General features: G+C 58.4%; 12 protein-coding genes. All 12 read left to right on the top strand.

The window, feature by feature from the left end; all coding sequences use genetic code 11:
- Nucleotides 1–21 precede the first annotated feature (21 nt).
- The 12 genes from rseP to QYH43_RS20980 all read left to right on the top strand — a co-directional run bounded on the left by rseP (nucleotide 22) and on the right by QYH43_RS20980 (nucleotide 16,531).
- The gene (gene rseP, locus QYH43_RS21035; protein ID WP_095152014.1) at nucleotides 22–1,374 is read left to right on the top strand and encodes a sigma E protease regulator RseP; all 1,353 of its coding nucleotides are present in this window, start codon (nucleotides 22–24) and stop codon (nucleotides 1,372–1,374) included.
- A gap of 74 nt (nucleotides 1,375–1,448) precedes the next feature.
- Nucleotides 1,449–3,824, top strand: coding sequence for an outer membrane protein assembly factor BamA (bamA, locus tag QYH43_RS21030; RefSeq protein ID WP_095058916.1), 2,376 nt, complete (start codon nucleotides 1,449–1,451; stop codon nucleotides 3,822–3,824).
- Nucleotides 3,825–3,869: 45 nt separating this feature from the next.
- Nucleotides 3,870–4,373, top strand: coding sequence for an OmpH family outer membrane protein (locus QYH43_RS21025; RefSeq protein ID WP_007990260.1), 504 nt, complete (start codon nucleotides 3,870–3,872; stop codon nucleotides 4,371–4,373).
- Nucleotides 4,374–4,376: 3 nt separating this feature from the next.
- Nucleotides 4,377–5,432: a UDP-3-O-(3-hydroxymyristoyl)glucosamine N-acyltransferase gene (gene lpxD / locus QYH43_RS21020; protein ID WP_095058915.1), complete on the top strand. Its 1,056-nt coding sequence runs from the start codon at nucleotides 4,377–4,379 to the stop codon at nucleotides 5,430–5,432.
- Nucleotides 5,433–5,541: 109 nt separating this feature from the next.
- Nucleotides 5,542–5,982, top strand: coding sequence for a 3-hydroxyacyl-ACP dehydratase FabZ (gene fabZ / locus QYH43_RS21015; RefSeq protein WP_007907157.1), 441 nt, complete (start codon nucleotides 5,542–5,544; stop codon nucleotides 5,980–5,982).
- Entirely contained in the window at nucleotides 5,979–6,755 is a 777-nt protein-coding gene (gene lpxA / locus QYH43_RS21010) for an acyl-ACP--UDP-N-acetylglucosamine O-acyltransferase (protein ID WP_095152015.1), read from the top strand. The genes fabZ and lpxA overlap by 4 nt, the downstream gene beginning before the upstream one ends.
- Nucleotides 6,755–7,888: a lipid-A-disaccharide synthase gene (gene lpxB, locus QYH43_RS21005; protein ID WP_177408825.1), complete on the top strand. Its 1,134-nt coding sequence runs from the start codon at nucleotides 6,755–6,757 to the stop codon at nucleotides 7,886–7,888. The genes lpxA and lpxB overlap by 1 nt, the downstream gene beginning before the upstream one ends.
- A gap of 11 nt (nucleotides 7,889–7,899) precedes the next feature.
- Nucleotides 7,900–8,526, top strand: a complete 627-nt coding sequence (gene rnhB, locus QYH43_RS21000) for a ribonuclease HII (RefSeq protein WP_095058912.1) — start codon at nucleotides 7,900–7,902, stop codon at nucleotides 8,524–8,526.
- Nucleotides 8,527–8,603: 77 nt separating this feature from the next.
- Nucleotides 8,604–12,125 (top strand): DNA polymerase III subunit alpha, encoded by a 3,522-nt coding sequence (gene dnaE / locus QYH43_RS20995; protein ID WP_095058911.1) that lies wholly within the window; start codon nucleotides 8,604–8,606, stop codon nucleotides 12,123–12,125.
- 140 nt (nucleotides 12,126–12,265) lie between these two features.
- Nucleotides 12,266–13,213, top strand: a complete 948-nt coding sequence (locus tag QYH43_RS20990; protein WP_095058910.1) for an acetyl-CoA carboxylase carboxyltransferase subunit alpha — start codon at nucleotides 12,266–12,268, stop codon at nucleotides 13,211–13,213.
- A gap of 83 nt (nucleotides 13,214–13,296) precedes the next feature.
- The gene (gene tilS / locus QYH43_RS20985) at nucleotides 13,297–14,625 is read left to right on the top strand and encodes a tRNA lysidine(34) synthetase TilS (protein ID WP_095152016.1); all 1,329 of its coding nucleotides are present in this window, start codon (nucleotides 13,297–13,299) and stop codon (nucleotides 14,623–14,625) included.
- A gap of 274 nt (nucleotides 14,626–14,899) precedes the next feature.
- The gene (locus QYH43_RS20980) at nucleotides 14,900–16,531 is read left to right on the top strand and encodes a CTP synthase (RefSeq protein WP_095058908.1); all 1,632 of its coding nucleotides are present in this window, start codon (nucleotides 14,900–14,902) and stop codon (nucleotides 16,529–16,531) included.
- Nucleotides 16,532–16,535 lie beyond the last annotated feature (4 nt).

Here is a 16,535-nt window from a genome sequence, read left to right as displayed (position 1 = left end):
ATAGGATTGCGGAGAAAGTAGATGAGCGCGCTCTATATGATTGTCGGCACCCTGGTCGCACTGGGTGTGCTGGTTACCTTCCACGAGTTCGGCCATTTTTGGGTCGCGCGTCGCTGTGGGGTCAAAGTGCTGCGTTTCTCCGTAGGCTTTGGCATGCCGCTTCTGCGCTGGCATGACAAGCAAGGCACCGAGTTTGTGGTGGCAGCCATCCCTCTGGGTGGCTACGTGAAGATGCTCGACGAGCGCGAAGGCGAAGTGCCGCTCGATCAGATCGATCAATCCTTCAACCGCAAAACCGTCCGTCAGCGCATCGCTATCGTAGCGGCGGGGCCGATTGCCAACTTCCTGCTGGCCCTGGTGTTTTTCTGGGTGTTGGCAATGCTTGGCAGCGACCAGGTGCGTCCGGTCATTGGTGCTGTCGAGTCTGGCAGCATTGCGGCCAAGGCAGGGTTGAACCCGGGCCAGGAAATCGTGGCCATTGATGGTGAGGCGACTTCCGGCTGGGGAGCGGTGAATTTGCAGTTGGTCCGCCGTCTGGGGGAAAGCGGTTCGCTGCAAATTGTGGTTCGCGAGCAAGGTTCTACGGTCGACACGCCCCGTGAGCTGGTGCTGAATAAATGGCTCAAGGGCGCTGATGAGCCTGATCCGATCCATTCGTTGGGTATCCGCCCATGGCGTCCGGCATTGCCGCCCGTGTTGGCTGAGCTCGATCCAAAGGGCCCTGCTCAGGCTGCCGGGCTGAAAACCGGTGACCGTTTGCTGGCTCTCGATGGTCGCTCGCTGGATGATTGGCAGCAGGTGGTGGATACCGTCCGCAAACAGCCTGATAGCAAGATCATGCTGCGGGTCGAGCGTGACGGTGCTCAAATCGACGTCCCGGTGACATTGGCTTCTCGTGGTCAGAGCAAAGCACCCAGTGGCTATCTGGGGGCTGGAGTAAAAGCGGTTGAGTGGCCGCCGGAGATGATTCGCGAAGTCAGCTACGGCCCATTGGCCGCAATCGGCGAAGGCGCTCGACGCACTTGGACCATGAGTGTGCTGACCCTTGATTCGCTCAAGAAAATGTTGTTCGGTGAGCTCTCGGTAAAAAACTTGAGTGGACCGATAACCATTGCTAAAGTGGCGGGCGCTTCGGCCCAGTCGGGTGTTGCTGATTTCCTGAATTTCCTTGCTTATCTGAGTATTAGCCTGGGGGTTCTGAATCTGTTGCCCATTCCGGTACTGGATGGGGGACATTTGTTGTTTTATCTGATCGAGTGGGCGCGTGGTCGTCCCTTGTCAGATCGGGTGCAGGGTTGGGGGATACAGATCGGTATCAGTTTGGTGATCGGGGTGATGTTGCTTGCTCTGGTCAATGATCTGGGTCGACTGTAACGCTTCGCTGAATTGCGAATCTGCCGCATTTTGCGGCAGTTTGTTTATTGCCAGTTGGAATAAGAAAGGACTTCATGAAACGTCTGCTGCTAACTGCGGTTCTCACCGTATTGATGATCGCCGAAGTTCACGCCGAGTCCTTCACTATCTCTGATATTCGCGTCAATGGCCTCCAGCGGGTCTCCGCGGGTAGTGTCTTTGGTGCTTTGCCGTTGAACGTCGGTGAACAGGCGGATGATCGTCGCCTGGTGGAATCCACTCGTGCGTTGTTCAAAACCGGTTTCTTTCAAGATATCCAGCTGGGCCGTGACGGCAATGTCCTTGTCATCACGGTAGTCGAGCGCCCGTCGGTCGCCAGTATCGAGATCGAAGGTAACAAGGCGATCTCTACCGAAGACCTGATGAAAGGCCTCAAACAATCCGGTCTGGCCGAAGGCGAGATCTTCCAGCGCGCGACGCTTGAAGGTGTGCGTAACGAACTGCAACGTCAGTACGTCGCTCAGGGCCGCTACTCGGCTACCGTCGATACCGAAGTGGTACCGCAGCCGCGCAACCGCGTCGCGCTGAAGGTCAATATCAACGAAGGTACCGTTGCCGCGATCCAGCACATCAACGTGGTGGGCAACACCGTCTTCCCCGACGAAGACCTGATCGACCTGTTCGAACTCAAGACCACCAACTGGTTGTCGTTCTTCAAGAACGATGACAAGTACGCACGTGAAAAGCTGTCCGGTGACCTGGAGCGTCTGCGTTCCTACTACCTGGACCGTGGCTATATCAACATGGATATCGCTTCGACCCAGGTGTCCATCACGCCGGACAAGAAACACGTCTACATCACCGTCAACGTCAACGAAGGCGAGAAATACACCGTTCGTGACGTGAAGCTGAGTGGCGACCTGAAAGTCCCTGAAGACCAGGTCAAGTCCTTGCTGCTGGTGCAAAAGGGTCAGGTGTTCTCGCGCAAGCTGATGACCACGACCTCCGAGCTGATCACTCGTCGACTGGGTAACGAAGGCTATACCTTCGCCAACGTCAACGGTGTACCTCAACCGCACGATGACGACCATACGGTAGACATCACGTTTGCAGTCGATCCTGGCAAGCGTGCTTATGTGAATCGCATCAACTTCCGTGGCAACACCAAGTCCGAAGACGAAGTGCTGCGTCGTGAAATGCGTCAAATGGAAGGCGGCTGGGCTTCGACCTACCTGATCGACCAGTCCAAGACCCGTCTGGAGCGTCTGGGCTTCTTCAAGGAAGTCAACGTCGAAACCCCGGCCGTACCGGGTGTCGATGACCAGGTTGACGTTAACTACAGCGTTGAAGAGCAGGCTTCCGGTTCGATCACCGCGAGCGTCGGTTTTGCCCAGAGCGCCGGTTTGATCCTGGGTGGTTCGATCACTCAGAACAACTTCCTGGGTACCGGTAACAAGGTCAGCGTCGGCTTGACCAAAAGCGAATACCAGAGCCGCTATAACTTCGGTTATGTCGACCCCTACTGGACCGCTGATGGCGTGAGCCTGGGTTACAACGTGTTCTACCGCACCACCGACTATGACGACCTCGATGTCGACGTAGCGAGCTACTCCGTAGACAGCTTGGGCGCGGGTGTGAGCGTTGGTTACCCGATCAGCGAGACTTCGCGTCTGACCTTCGGTCTGACCGCGCAGCAGGACGAGATCAAGACGGGTGTGTACACCGTTGACGAGATCTTCGACTTCGTTGAGCAGGAAGGCGACAAGTACCTGAACTTCAAGGCCTCGGCCGGTTGGTCCGAGTCCACCCTGAACAAGGGCGTGCTCGCAACGCGCGGTCACTCCCAAAGCCTGGTGCTGGAAACGACTACACCAGGCAGCGACCTGTCATTCTTCAAGCTCGATTACCGTGGCCAGTTGTTCCAGCCATTGAGCGAGAACTACACCATGCGCCTGCACACTGAGCTGGGGTATGGCGACGGTTACGGTTCGACCGATGGCTTGCCATTCTACGAAAACTACTATGCTGGTGGTTTCAACTCGGTACGTGGCTTCAAGGACAGCACCCTGGGGCCGCGCAGTACGCCAAGTACCGGCAAGAACCCTGGCACGCAGCTCGACCCGGACCAGGATCCGCTGCCGTTCGGCGGTAATGTCCTGATCCAGGGGGGTGTGGAGGTTCTGTTCCCGCTGCCGTTCATCAAGGATCAGCGTTCGCTGCGTACCTCGCTGTTCTGGGATGTGGGTAACGTATTCGATTCATCTTGCTCGGATACCGTCAGAGCGGATGGCACGAAGTCCAACACCCAATGCAATGACATCAGCCTGAGTAATATGGCCAGTTCCGTCGGTGTGGGTGTGACCTGGGTCACCGCACTGGGTCCTCTGAGTTTCGCCCTGGCAATGCCAGTCAAGGAACCGGATGACGCTGAAACTCAAGTGTTCCAATTCTCCCTCGGCCAGACGTTCTAAGCGTCTGACCCAAGATAACGACAATGGATTTTGTAGGAGTGCATCGTGCGTAAGTTGACTCAATTGGTTCTCCTCGCTTCCGTACTGGTAGCAGGTCCGGCATTTGCCGACATGAAAATCGCCGTTCTGAACTATCAGATGGCGTTGCTGGAGTCCGACGCAGCCAAGAAGTACGCCGTGGATGCCGAGAAGAAGTTCGGTCCTCAACTGACCAAACTCAAGACGCTGGAAAGCAGCGCCAAGGGTATTCAGGATCGTCTGATGGCTGGCGGTGACAAAATGCAGCAAGGCGAGCGCGAGCGTCTGGAGCTTGAGTTCAAGCAAAAGGCCCGTGACTTCCAGTTCCAGTCCAAAGAATTGAACGAAGCAAAAGCCGTTGCCGACCGTGAAATGCTGAAGCAGCTCAAGCCGAAACTGGACAGCGCTGTGGAAGAAGTCATCAAGAAAGGTGCTTTTGACCTGGTCTTCGAGCGTGGCGCAGTAATTGATGTCAAGCCTCAATACGACATCACGCGCCAGGTTATCGAGCGCATGAATCAGCTGAAGTAATCCATGACCGCGACTATTAAACTCGGCCAGTTGGCCGAGTTCCTCGGCGCCACATTGCGTGGTGACCCGGAGAAAGAAATCACTGGGCTAGCCACCTTGCAGGAGGCTGGCCCAGCTCAGTTGAGCTTTCTTGCAAACCCCCAGTACCGTAAATACCTGGCAGGCAGTCAGGCTGCAGCTTTGTTGCTGAAAGCCGCTGATGCCGAAGGATTTGCCGGTAATGCGCTGGTGGTGCCTGATCCGTACGCAGCCTACGCCCGTGTTTCTCATCTGTTCGATCCCAAGCCCAAGGCAGCTGCGGGTATTCACCCGTCAGCGGTGATTGCGGCGGATGCGGTGGTTGACCCAACGGCGAGCGTCGGGGCCTTTGCGGTCATTGAAGGTTCGGCGCGTATTGCAGCCGGTGTCACTGTAGGCGCGCACTGCTTTATCGGCGCGCGGAGTGAAATCGGTGAAGGTGGTTGGCTTGCGCCGCGTGTCACGCTGTATCACGACGTTCGTGTCGGCAAGCGTGTGGTGATTCAGTCGGGTGCAGTACTCGGTGGCGAAGGTTTCGGTTTTGCCAACGAGAAAGGTATCTGGCAGAAAATCGCCCAGATCGGTGGTGTATTGATTGGCGATGATGTGGAAATTGGCGTGAACACCGCCATTGACCGCGGTGCATTGGCCGATACCATCATTGGCAATGGCGTGAAGCTCGACAACCAGATCCAGATTGCCCACAACGTTCAGGTGGGTGACCACACTGCCATGGCGGCGTGCGTGGGCATCTCCGGCAGTACCAAAATCGGCAAGCACTGCATGCTGGCCGGTGGTGTCGGGCTGGTAGGGCACATCGAAGTTTGCGACAACGTTTTCATCACCGGCATGACCATGGTGACCCATTCGATTACCGAGGCGGGCGCTTACTCATCCGGTACGGCCATGCAGCCGGCAGCCGAGTGGCGCAAAAGCGCGGCCCGCCTTCGTCAGCTCGATGATATCGCGCGACGTCTGCGACAGCTGGAAAAGCAAGTAGGGGAAGTGACCCCTGACGGTAATGCTTCATCAGATGGCTGATACCATTTCCATATCAAGTGTGCACAGCCGCTAGACTGCCTCCCTTGATTTGCTAGAGGAGTGCGCATCAGTCGCGCGCTCCCAATCTTTACATAGGCTTCCCCCCGAAATGATGGACATCAACGAGATTCGCGAATACCTGCCTCACCGTTACCCGTTCCTGCTGGTGGACCGGGTCGTGGATCTGGATGTGGAAGGCAAGCGCATTCGCGCCTACAAGAATGTCAGCATCAACGAACCATTCTTCAATGGTCACTTCCCTGCGCATCCAATCATGCCGGGCGTGTTGATCATCGAGGCGATGGCTCAGGCTGCCGGGATCCTTGGATTCAAAATGCTCGACGTAAAGCCGGCCGATGGCACGCTCTACTACTTCGTAGGCTCCGACAAGCTGCGCTTCCGTCAGCCGGTACTGCCGGGTGATCAGTTGATTCTCGAAGCCAAGTTCCTGAGCTGCAAGCGCCAGATCTGGAAGTTCGAATGCCAGGCTTCGGTCGATGGCAAACCGGTCTGCTCGGCTGAAATCATCTGTGCGGAACGCAAGCTATGAGTTTGATTGACTCTCGCGCAATCATCGATCCGACGGCCGTTCTGGCCGACGGCGTCGAGGTCGGCCCTTGGTCGATCATCGGCGCAGGTGTGGAAATCGGCGAGGGTACAGTCATCGGGCCGCACGTGATCCTCAAAGGCCCGACCCGAATCGGTAAGCATAATCGCATCTACCAGTTTTCCTCGGTGGGCGAAGACACACCTGACTTGAAATACAAAGGCGAAGAAACCCGCCTGGTCATTGGTGATCACAACGTCATCCGCGAAGGCGTGACCATCCACCGTGGCACCGTTCAGGATCGCTCGGAAACTACCCTTGGCGATCACAACCTGATCATGGCCTATGCCCATATCGGTCACGACAGCGTCATTGGCAACCATTGCATTCTGGTCAACAACACTGCGCTGGCTGGCCATGTGCACGTGGAAGACTGGGCGATCCTGTCCGGTTTCACCCTGGTTCACCAGTACTGCAACATTGGCGCCCACAGCTTTTCCGGCATGGGCACGGCCATTGGCAAGGACGTCCCTGCGTATGTCACGGTGTTCGGAAACCCTGCCGAAGCCCGCAGCATGAACTTCGAAGGCATGCGTCGTCGTGGTTTCAGTGAGGACGCCATCCATGCGTTGCGTCGAGCCTACAAGGTGGTTTACCGCCAGGGTCTGACCGTCGAGCAGGCGCTCAACGAACTGGTCGAACCTTCTGCGCAGTTTCCGGAAGTGGCCGTATTCCGCGACTCCATCCTGTCTTCGACCCGCGGCATCACCCGCTAATCATGGCCAGTCTGCGTATAGCGCTGGTAGCGGGCGAGGCTTCCGGCGACATCCTTGGCGCGGGTCTCATGCGCGCGCTCAAGGCTCGCCACCCGGCTGTCGAATTCATCGGTGTCGGTGGTCCGTTGATGCAGGCCGAGGGCCTGACGTCTTATTTTCCGATGGAGCGTCTGTCCGTCATGGGCCTGGTGGAAGTGCTGGGCCGGTTGCGCGAACTGCTCGCGCGGCGCAAGAAGCTGGTCGCCGACCTGATCGCCGCGAAACCCGATGTGTTCATCGGTATCGACGCGCCGGACTTCAACCTCAATATCGAACTCAAGCTGCGTCAGGCCGGAATCAAAACCGTGCATTACGTCAGCCCGTCGGTATGGGCCTGGCGGCAGAAGCGGGTGCTGAAGATTCGCGAGGGTTGCGACTTGATGCTGACGCTGCTGCCGTTCGAAGCGAAATTCTACGAAGAGAAAGGCGTGCCGGTACGGTTCGTCGGGCACTCGTTGGCCGATACGATACCGCTCGAAGCTGATCGCTGCGCTGCACGGGCAGAACTGGGCTTGCCCGACGGACCGTTGGTGGCGCTAATGCCGGGCAGTCGTGGCGGCGAAGTCAGTCGACTCGGCGCATTGTTTCTCGATACTGCCCAGCGCTTGCGAGCCATGCGCCCCGGTGTGCGGTTCGTCATGCCTTGCGCCAGCCCTCAGCGGCGGGCGCAGCTTGAAGAGTTGTTGGCCGGCCGTGATCTGCCGCTGACCTTGCTCGATGGCAAGTCCCATCTGGCCCTGGCCGCTTGCGATGCCGTGCTGATTGCCTCCGGAACCGCAACGCTTGAGGCATTGCTGTACAAGCGGCCGATGGTGGTTGCCTACCGTCTGGCGCCACTGACGTTCTGGATTCTCAAGCGCATGGTGAAAAGCCCCTACGTCTCCTTGCCGAACCTGTTGGCCCAGCGCCTGCTGGTGCCTGAGTTGCTACAGGATGATGCGACGGTCGAAGCGTTGGCCCAGACCCTGTCGCCCCTGATTGATGGTGGTGAAGAGCAGACCCGCGGCTTTGATGAAATTCACCGGACCTTGCGTCGGGATGCCTCCAACCAGGCTGCGGACGCAGTGCTGAACTTGATCGGCCAAGTACAATGAGTAAAACAAGCATGCAGATGGGGCTGGATTTCACCTTGGTCGCCGAAGTCGAAGAGTTGGTTGCCGGTGTTGATGAAGTGGGGCGGGGCCCACTCTGTGGCGCCGTGGTCACGGCGGCGGTGATTCTTGATCCGAACCGTCCGATTCTTGGCTTGAACGACTCGAAAAAACTCACCGAAGCCCGTCGCGAAAAGCTCTACGACGAAATCTGCGAAAAAGCCCTGAGCTGGTGTATCGCCCGTGCCGAAGTCGAAGAAATCGACGAGCTGAATATCCTGCACGCCACCATGCTGGCCATGCAGCGCGCGATCGCCGGTCTGCACATTCAGCCGAAGCTGGCGATGATTGACGGCAACCGTTGCCCGAAACTGCCGATGCGCTCCGAGGCCGTGGTCAAGGGTGATAGCAAGGTTCCAGCCATCGCCGCCGCATCGATTCTGGCCAAGGTCAGTCGAGACCGGGAAATGGCCGCGTTCGAATTGATCTACCCGGGTTACGGCATTGGCGGTCACAAAGGCTATCCGACACCCGTTCATCTGGAAGCGCTCGCCCGTCTCGGCCCAACCCCGATTCACCGGCGTTCGTTTGCCCCGGTGCGGCTGGCGTATGAAGCGCGAGAAGGTCTCATCGAGAGTTAGTTGCAAGGCTGATTTTTTCTACCAAGGCCCGGTACAATCCGGGCCTTGTTGTCTTCACGTTCACAGACAGGATCACTATGCCGGCTTCATTCGTTCATCTACGCCTGCACACTGAATACTCCCTGGTCGACGGTCTGGTGCGGATCAAACCGCTGGTCAAGACCCTGGTCGGCATGAACATGCCTGCCGTAGCGGTCACCGATCAGAACAACATGTGTTCCCTGGTCAAATTCTATAAAAACGCCATGGGTGCCGGGATCAAGCCGATCTGCGGCGCCGACCTGTGGCTGTCGAACAAGGATCCGGACAACGCACTGAGCCGGATCAGCCTGCTGGTGATGAACGCCGAAGGCTATCGCAACCTCACCGAACTGATTTCCCGCGGCTTTATCGACGGTCAGCGCAATGGCGCGGTCATCATCGAGCGCGAGTGGGTGGCCGAAGCCAGCGCAGGCTTGATCATGCTGTCGGCGGCCAAAGAGGGCGAAATCGGCCAGGCCATGCTCAGCGGCAATCCGGACGAAGCCGAAACCCTGGCTCGCGAGTGGATGGCCGTGTTCCCGGATCGTTTTTATCTGGAAATCCAGCGCACCAACCGCCCTAACGATGAAGAGCAACTGCACGGCGCCGTGGCCCTGGCCGAGAAGCTCGGTGCGCCGCTCGTGGCCACCAACGATGTGCGCTTCATCAAGCAGGAAGACTTCGCCGCCCACGAAACCCGCGTGTGCATCGGTGAGGGCCGCGCCCTCGACGATCCGCGACGCTCGAAGAACTACAGCGATCAGCAGTACCTCAAAAGCGCCGATGAAATGGCTGAGCTGTTCAGCGATATTCCCGAAGCGCTGGAAAACACCGTCGAGATCGCCAAGCGCTGCAATATCGAAGTGAAGCTGGGTACGCACTTCCTGCCCAACTTCCCGATCCCCGATGGCATGACCATCGACGAGTATTTCCGCAAGGTGTCCTTTGATGGTCTGGAGGAGCGGCTTAGCGTTCTGCTGCCCAAGGACACCACCGAAGACTACGAAGCCAAGCGTCAGGTCTATGTCGACCGGCTGAATTTCGAACTGGATATCATCATCCAGATGGGCTTCCCGGGTTACTTCCTGATCGTGATGGACTTCATCCAGTGGGCCAAGAGCAACGGCGTGCCGGTTGGTCCTGGCCGGGGGTCGGGTGCCGGATCGCTGGTGGCCTACGTACAGAAGATCACCGACCTCGACCCGCTGGAATATGACCTGCTGTTCGAACGTTTCCTCAACCCGGAACGGGTATCGATGCCCGACTTCGACGTCGACTTCTGCATGGATGGTCGTGACCGGGTGATCGACTACGTGGCCGAGAAGTATGGCCGCAACGCGGTAAGCCAGATCATCACCTTCGGTTCCATGGCGGCAAAAGCCGTGGTGCGTGACGTGGCGCGGGTGCAGGGCAAGTCTTATGGCCTGGCGGATCGTCTGTCGAAGATGATTCCGTTCGAAGTCGGCATGACCCTGGAAAAAGCCTACGAGCAGGAAGAGATCCTGCGCGACTTCATCAAGGTCGATGAAGAGGCTGCGGAAATCTGGGAGATGGCCCGCAAGCTCGAAGGTGTTGTGCGTAACGTCGGCAAGCACGCCGGTGGTGTGGTCATCGCGCCGACCAAATTGACCGACTTCTCGCCGATTTATTGCGACGAAGCCGGTGACGGTCTGGTAACCCAGTTCGACAAGGATGACGTTGAAGCGGCCGGTCTAGTGAAGTTCGACTTCCTCGGTCTGCGGACGTTGACGGTGATCGACTGGGCGCTGAAGACCATCAATCGCGACCGCGCCAAGGTCGACGAGCCACCGCTGGACATCGCGTTCATCCCGCTCGACGACAAACCGACGTACACGTTGCTGCAAAAAGCTGAAACCACGGCGGTGTTCCAGCTTGAATCGCGCGGCATGAAAGAGCTGATCAAAAAGCTCAAGCCCGACTGCCTGGAAGACTTGATCGCACTGGTAGCTCTGTTCCGCCCGGGCCCGCTGCAGTCCGGCATGGTTGACGACTTTATCAACCGTAAGCATGGTCGCGCCGAATTGGCGTACCCGCACTCGGACTACCAGTACGAAGGCTTGAAACCTGTATTGGCGCCGACTTACGGCATCATCCTGTATCAGGAACAGGTGATGCAGATTGCCCAGGTGATGGCCGGTTACACCCTCGGCGGCGCGGACATGTTGCGTCGAGCCATGGGTAAGAAAAAACCCGAAGAAATGGCCAAGCAACGCGGCGGTTTCATTGACGGTTGCAAGACCAACAATATCGACGCCGACCTTGCCGGTAACATTTTCGACCTGGTAGAAAAATTCGCCGGTTACGGCTTTAACAAGTCTCACTCCGCCGCATACGGTCTGGTTTCCTACCAGACCGCCTGGTTGAAAACCCATTACCCGGCGCCATTCATGGCTGCGGTACTGTCGGCGGACATGCACAACACCGACAAGGTCGTGACCTTGATCGAAGAAATTCGCACCATGAAGCTGCGCCTCGACGCGCCGGATGTGAACACCTCGGAGTTCAAGTTCACGGTGAACGACGAAGGCCGGATCATTTACGGTCTGGGTGCCATCAAGGGCGTCGGCGAGGGGCCGGTCGAGGCGATCACCGAGGCGCGTCAGGACGGTCCGTTCAAGGATCTGTTCGACTTCTGCGCCCGGGTCGACCTCAAGCGCATCAACAAGCGGACCCTCGACGGCTTGATCCGCAGCGGCGCGCTGGACCGTCTCGGCCCTTACTTCCACGATGAACAAAAAGCCTATCAGGCCAACATCGACCGCAACCGCGCCGTCCTGCTGACCGCGATGGAAGAAGCGATCAAGGCCGCCGAACAAACCGCCCGCACCCACGACAGCGGCCACGCCGACCTGTTTGGTGGCCTGTTCGTTGAGGAAGACGCCGATGTCTACGGCAACCATCGCAAAGCCAAGGAGCTGACGCTCAAGGAACGGCTCAAGGGCGAGAAAGACACGCTTGGCCTGTATCTGACCGGTCACCCGATCGACGAATATGAAGGCGAAATCCGCCGTTTCGCCCGTCAGCGCATCATCGACCTGAAACCGGCCCGCGATACGCAGACCGTTGCGGGCATGATCATCGCCCTGCGGGTCATGAAGAATAAAAAAGGCGACAAGATGGGGTTCATCACCCTTGACGACCGCTCTGGCCGGATCGAGGCGTCGCTGTTTGCCGATGCGTTCCACTCCGCGCAGTCACTCTTGCAGACCGATGCGATGGTGGTGGTCGAAGGCGAGGTCAGTAATGACGACTTCTCCGGTGGGCTGCGCCTTCGAGTCAAGCGAGTGATGAGCATGGAGGATGCGCGCACCAACCTGGCCGAGAGTCTGCGTTTGAAGCTGCACGCCAAGGACCTCAAGGGCGATCAGCTTCGCTGGCTGGGTGATTTGTTGAAGCGTCATCGCGGTGCCTGTCCGATCACCATGGACTACACCAGCCCCGATGCGAAGGCCATGCTGCAGTTCGGCGAAGGCTGGAGAATCGATCCGGCGGATGCGTTGATTCAAGCCTTGCGTGACCAGTTCGGGCGAGACAACGTCTTCCTCCAATACCGTTAACGGTCAGGGTGCCATCACGCATCCTGAGCATGACCAGAATTTTTAATCTCGACCTCAACGCGCCTCTCCCTTAAGGTAGGGCGCGAATAGACAACCGGCCGGCCCAAGATCACTTGGGACTCGACCCAAGACGGACGCCTATGAACCCGAATTTTCTAGATTTCGAACAGCCGATCGCCGACCTGCAAGCCAAGATCGAAGAGTTGCGCTTGGTCGGTAATGACAATTCGCTGAATATCGGCGATGAGATCTCCCGCCTGCAGGACAAGAGCAAGACGCTGACCGAAGACATTTTCGGCAAGCTGACCAGCTGGCAGATCGCACGTCTGGCGCGCCACCCGAAGCGTCCGTACACCCTGGACTACATCGAACACATCTTCACCGAGTTCGATGAATTGCACGGTGACCGTCACTTCTCCGACGACGCTGCCATCGTCGGCGGTATTGCCCGCCTGGACAACCAGCCGGTGATGATCATCGGTCACCAGAAAGGCCGTGAAGTGCGCGAAAAAGTTCGCCGCAACTTCGGCATGCCTCGTCCGGAAGGCTACCGCAAGGCGTGCCGCCTGATGGAAATGGCCGAACGCTTCAAGATGCCGATCCTGACCTTCATCGATACCCCGGGCGCCTACCCTGGCATCGACGCTGAAGAGCGTAACCAAAGCGAAGCGATTGCCTGGAACCTGCGTGTCATGGCCCGCCTGAAAACCCCAATCATCGCCACCGTGATCGGTGAGGGTGGTTCCGGTGGTGCGTTGGCCATTGGCGTTTGCGATCAGCTGAACATGCTGGAGTACTCGACCTACGCGGTGATTTCGCCGGAAGGTTGCGCTTCGATTCTGTGGAAAACCGCCGAGAAAGCGCCGGATGCCGCTGAAGCCATGGGCATCACCGCCGAGCGCCTCAAAGGCCTGGGTATTGTGGATAAAGTGATCGGCGAGCCACTGGGTGGCGCGCACCGTGATCCGGCCGCAGCCGCAGCGTCGATCCGTGCCGAGCTGAGCTCGCAACTGAAGATGCTGAAGAAGTTCGACAACGAAGCGTTGCTCAAGCGCCGTTACGATCGACTGATGAGCTACGGTCTGTAAGTCGACTGAACGCAATACCCTTGTAGGCGCTGCCGCAGTCTGCGGCAGCGCCTGCAGTGGTTTATGAGGGACGATCAATCTCTATGACTCCTTCGAAGAGTGATCTGTGTTCCCGGCTTTTGTTGAATCTTGAGCCTTGGCGCAACGCCACAGCCTGGCACATCGCCCTCTCCGGTGGCCTCGACTCCACCGTCCTGCTGCACCTTCTGGCAACACTCTGCAAAACCGAATCCCTGCCGGCGCTCAACGCCATCCATGTCCATCACGGCCTTCAAGCCGCTGCGGATGCGTGGCCTGAACATTGCCATTCGGTGTGTGCGGCGTTGGGTGTGCCGCTGCAAGTCGTGCGGGTGCAGGTCCAGTCGGGCGCCAGTCTTGAGCGGGCGGCCCGGGAGGCGCGTTATCAGGCCTTCACAGAAGCCCTTCAGTGCAACGAAGTGCTGTTGACTGCCCAGCACCGTGACGATCAGGCAGAAACCCTGTTGTTTCGACTGTTGCGGGGTGCCGGCGTGCGCGGGATGTCGGGGATGCCGCATCAGCGTGTGTTGGGGCAGGGATACCTTTCAAGGCCATTACTCGACATCACCCGGGCCGAACTGGAGGCCTACGCCACCGAGCAGGGTTTGAGCTGGATCGAAGATCCTTCGAATCAGGATCGACAACACTCGCGCAACTATCTGCGTCATCAGGTGTTTCCGCTACTGACTGCGCGTTGGCCCCAAGCGGTGATGACCATGGCCCGCAGTGCTGCGCATCTGCGTGAAGCGCAGGAACTGCTCGATGAGTTGGCGCAAATCGATCTGGCTTGCTCCGGTTCGGCGAGTGACTTCGATTGGTTGCGATTGCCCTCGCTGGCATTGGCTCCCCTCGCGGCACTCTCCGCTGCCCGGCAGCGAAATGCCTTGAGTCACTGGCTCGAACCGCTGACTCGCCTGCCGGACACTGACCATTGGTCGGGTTGGGCGAATTTACGTGATGCCACCAGTGATGCCTCCCCGGTGTGGCGGTTGGCTGATGGAGAATTGCATCGGGCGGGCGGGCGCATCTGGTGGCTGTCCGGTTGCTGGCTGCGCGCCGTGCCTGCCGCTGGAGCCTGGTTGAATCCTGCTGCGCCGCTGGTTCTGGCGGACAACGGTGTGCTCACCTTCAATGGACAAATCCCCGATGGCCCGTTGCAGATCCGCTATCGTGAAGGGGGAGAGGTGATGACGTTGCCGGGGCGTGGCCATCGGGACCTGAAGCGTTTGCTTAATGAGCGCGGGGTACCGTCATTCGTGCGCGGCAGATTGCCGCTGCTCTACAAAGACGGGCAATTGCTGGCGGTGGCGAACCTTCGGGGGCTGGACGGCGATGAGATCGGCGGCTGGCATTTGCATTGGCGGCCATCGATCGAAGATCAAGGTTTGAGCTGAAAGGGGCTTTCCGGTAGACTACGCTCCCTTCTTGATACAACTTCTGTGGATTCGCCTGAATTGCAGGAGTTGCCGATTACCAAGCAGTCTTTGCTGGGCGATTCCAAAAAATGTGTAGCGAGCAACGTACCGGTGTTTCATCTCCCGGTCTGTCCCAACGCGGCGGTTTTTTTGAAAGGTGCACTGTGATTAATGCAGGTGATCGGGGGCTTCGGCCTTCCTTCGCTTCCCCCGGCGGCTCGGACCGCTTTAACGCAGACTTCTAGGGTTTTTCATGACGCGCTACATATTCGTCACGGGCGGTGTTGTTTCTTCTTTGGGGAAAGGCATTGCATCGGCATCATTGGCGGCCATCCTGGAGGCGCGGGGACTTAAGGTCACCATGCTGAAGCTGGACCCGTACATCAACGTCGACCCGGGCACCATGAGCCCGTTCCAGCACGGTGAGGTGTTCGTCACCCATGACGGCGCCGAGACCGACCTGGACCTGGGCCACTACGAGCGGTTCATCCGCACGACCATGACCCAGAACAACAACTTCACCACGGGGCGTGTCTACGAGCACGTGCTGCGCAAAGAGCGCCGTGGTGACTACCTGGGTGCAACCATCCAGGTGATCCCGCATATCACCGACGAAATCAAGCGCCGCATCATCAAGGGTGCAGGCGATGCCGACGTGGCGATGGTCGAAATCGGTGGCACCGTGGGTGACATCGAATCGCAACCGTTCCTCGAGGCCATCCGCCAGCTGCGTTTCGAAGTCGGCGCCAAGCGCGCGATGCTGATGCACCTGACGCTGGTGCCGTACATCGCCACTGCCGGTGAAACCAAAACCAAGCCAACCCAGCATTCGGTGAAGGAACTGCGTTCCATCGGTCTGCAACCTGACGTGCTGGTGTGCCGCTCCGATCACCCGATCGATATTTCCTCGCGTCGCAAGATCGCCCAGTTCACCAACGTTGAAGAACGTGCGGTGATCGCGCTGGAAGACGCCGACACCATCTACAAGATCCCGGGCATCCTGCACTCCCAGGGTCTGGACGATTTTGTGGTCGAGCGCTTCGGCTTGCAGTGCGGCGGTGCCGACCTGTCCGAGTGGGAAGCCGTTGTCGACGCCAAGCTCAACCCTGAGCACGAAGTCACCATCGCCATGGTCGGCAAGTACATGGAACTGCTGGACGCCTACAAGTCGCTGATCGAAGCGATGAGTCACGCCGGCATCAGCAACCGCACCAAGGTCAACCTGCGCTACATCGATTCCGAAGACATCGAAAACCAGGGCACCGCGCTGCTGGAAGGTGTGGACGCGATTCTGGTTCCTGGTGGTTTCGGTCTGCGCGGCGTGGAAGGCAAGATCACTGCCGTTCAATTCGCTCGTGAAAACAAGGTTCCATACCTGGGCATCTGCCTGGGCATGCAAGTGGCCGTGATCGAGTTCGCTCGTAACGTGCTGGGCTGGAAAGACGCCAACTCCACCGAGTTCGATCGTGCAAGCGGTCACCCGGTCGTGGGTCTGATCACCGAGTGGGAAGATGCCACCGGCGCCGTCGAAACCCGTACCGAAACCTCCGACCTGGGCGGCACCATGCGCCTCGGCGCGCAGGATTGCCTGCTGGAGCCGGGTTCCCTGGTTCATGGCTGCTACGGCAAGGACGTGATCGTCGAGCGTCACCGTCATCGCTATGAAGTGAACAACAACCTGCTGCCGCAAATCATGGAAGCCGGCCTGAAGATCTCCGGTCGTTCCGGTGATGGCGCGCTGGTTGAAGTGGTTGAAGCGCCGGATCATCCATGGTTCGTGGCTTGCCAGTTCCACCCGGAGTTCACCTCGACGCCTCGCGACGGTCACCCGTTGTTCAGCGGTTTTGTTAAAGCGGCTTTGGCTCAACACCAGAAGAAGGCATAAAACC

The organism is Pseudomonas sp. C32, from assembly GCF_030417915.1.
GTDB lineage: Bacteria > Pseudomonadota > Gammaproteobacteria > Pseudomonadales > Pseudomonadaceae > Aquipseudomonas.
Note: the sequence above shows the minus strand (reverse complement) of the source record. Positions and strands in the feature narration are given on the sequence as shown.